At 71.9% G+C, this 2,012-nt stretch carries 3 protein-coding genes; 2 read left to right on the top strand and 1 reads right to left on the bottom strand.

Annotated features, from left to right (window positions below; genetic code table 11):
• Positions 1–2 precede the first annotated feature (2 nt).
• The gene (locus WBP48_RS02105; RefSeq protein WP_424435361.1) at positions 3–671 is read right to left on the bottom strand and encodes an NUDIX hydrolase family protein; all 669 of its coding nucleotides are present in this window, start codon (positions 669–671) and stop codon (positions 3–5) included.
• A 44-nt stretch (positions 672–715) separates the two neighbouring features.
• On the opposite strand from WBP48_RS02105, the gene WBP48_RS02100 reads away from it, so the two are divergent.
• Positions 716–1,396 (top strand): alpha/beta hydrolase, encoded by a 681-nt coding sequence (locus WBP48_RS02100; protein WP_424435358.1) that lies wholly within the window; start codon positions 716–718, stop codon positions 1,394–1,396.
• A 266-nt stretch (positions 1,397–1,662) separates the two neighbouring features.
• A partial coding sequence (locus WBP48_RS02095) for an ATP-binding cassette domain-containing protein (RefSeq protein WP_424435355.1) occupies positions 1,663–2,012 on the top strand: 350 nt, incomplete at its 3' end.

Here is a 2,012-nt window from a genome sequence, read left to right as displayed (position 1 = left end):
GTTCAGCGCAGCGCGCCCACGCTCGCGAGCGCGAGGCGCAGCAGCGTCGAGCGGCCGCCCTCCATCTCGAGCGCGAGCGCGTCGGAGGCCGCCTCCGCCGGCGACATCCAGGTGACCTCGAGGGCGTCCTGGCGGGGTTGGCACGTGCCCGAGACCGGGACGACGAACGCGAGCGACACTGCGTGCTGCCGGTCGTCGTGGAAGGCGCTCACCCCCGGGATCGGAAAATACTCCGCGACCGTGAACGGCACCGGCTGCGGCGGCAGCTGCGGAAAGGCCATGGGTCCCAGGTCGTTCTCGAGGTGACGGAACAGCGCATCGCGCACGGTTTCGCCATAGCGGACGCGACCCGACACGATCGACCGCGTGATCTCGCCGAGCGAGGTCGCGCGCAGCAGCACGCCGACCTGCTTCACCGCGCCCACGCCGTCGGTGCGCACCGGCACCGCCTCGACGTACAGGATCGGCAGCCGGCGGCGCGCCTCGGCCAGCTCGATGTCGGTCAGCCATCCCGGATTGGCGGCGCTGCCTGGCGCGGGTGATCCGAACGTGCCATCACCGAGCGGATGTCCGGGACGACCTGGGGATGCGCCCAGTCCGCCGAACGGGTCACGCGGCGTCCCGTCGTCGTCGCGTTCGTTCGGGTCGGGGTCGGGGGTGCGAACGGCCATCCTCCATGTATACCCTCCGCGGGCCCTGTTGAGAGGATGGGGTCATGAGTGAGCCGCCGACGCTGGATGCCGATGCCGTGCTGTGGTCCGTTCCGCCCTCCGAGCGCGCCGGTCGCCCGTTGCTCGTACTGCTGCACGGCTACGGCTCCCACGAAGGCGACCTGTTCGGGCTCGTCCCCTATCTGCCGGGCGAGTTCGTCGTCGCGGCGGTTCGGGCACCGCTCACTCCGCCGTTCCCGGCACCGGGCTGGTCGTGGTTCCCCATCGAGGGTCTGCACGCCCGCAGCGCGGATGCCGTGACCGCCGCCACCAGGCGGTTGCTCGAGTGGCTGGACACCGTCACCGAAGATCGCGCCGGCGCCGATCCGGATGCCGGGGCGGTCGGGCTTCTCGGCTTCTCGCAGGGCGCGGTCATCGCGCTGCAGGCCCTGCGGCTGCAGCCGCAGCGGTTCGCGTTCGCCGTGAACCTCGCGGGGTTCGTCGCCGACGGGTCGCTCCCGACCGATGGGGAGCTCGCGGAACGGCGCCCGCCCGTGTTCTGGGGGCGCGGCGCCGCAGACGAGGTGATCCCGCCGGAGCGCGTCGCGCACACGATCCAGTGGCCGCCCGACCACGTCGAGCTGAGCGGCCGAGTGTACCCGGGACTGACGCACAGCGTGTCGCAGGACGAGCTGGCCGACGTCCGCGCCTTCCTGCAGAAGCAGCTCACTGCGCACGGAGCGTGACCCGTCGGCATCCGCGCGGCGCGACGGCACGTTGCGGTACGCTGAACTCGTTCCCCGTCCCGAGTGTGAGGAAGACCGTTGAAGGGTTTCGACGCCGCGCTGTGATCCCGCGCTGATTCGTCGACCCCTCCGATCCACTCGATCGCCTTCGAGCTCGACGTTCCGCGCATCCACCATCCGCGTCGGCACGTCGAGCCCTTCCCCGGCATCCGCACGGGGAGTTGCGGTGGCGTCCGTGCCCGCGCCCGACTCCACGGGAGGCACCCATGCCCAGTATCTCTTCCGCGGTCGCCCTCGACCGCGTCACCTTCGCCTGGCCCGACGGCACCGCCCTGCTGAACCAGGTCACCGGCGCGTTCGGCACCGGACGCACGGGCCTCGTCGGCCGGAACGGCTCCGGCAAGTCGACGCTGCTGAAGCTCATCGCCGGGGAGTTCACCGCGGCATCCGGCACCATCGTGCGCAGCGGCGACGTCGATCTGCTGCAGCAGCGCCTGGCAGCCGACAAACGCGTCGCCGACGTGCTCGGCATCGCCGGGGCGTTGGACGCCGTGCGCGCGATCGCCGCGGGCGACGTCGACCCCCGCCGTTTCGACGCCGTCGGCGACGACTGGGA

The organism is Microbacterium sp. (genome assembly GCF_049661145.1).
Classification (GTDB): Bacteria; Actinomycetota; Actinomycetes; order Actinomycetales; family Microbacteriaceae; genus Microbacterium.
The sequence above is the reverse complement of the archived record's forward strand: the minus strand, read 5'-3'. Positions and strand labels throughout refer to the sequence as shown.

Bases quoted from the DNA above. Each gene is read 5' to 3' on its own strand.
- WBP48_RS02105 (WP_424435361.1), bottom strand. From the start codon at position 671: ATGGCCGTTCGCACCCCCGACCCCGACCCGAACGAACGCGACGACGAC.
- WBP48_RS02100 (WP_424435358.1), top strand. From the start codon at position 716: ATGAGTGAGCCGCCGACGCTGGATGCCGATGCCGTGCTGTGGTCCGTT.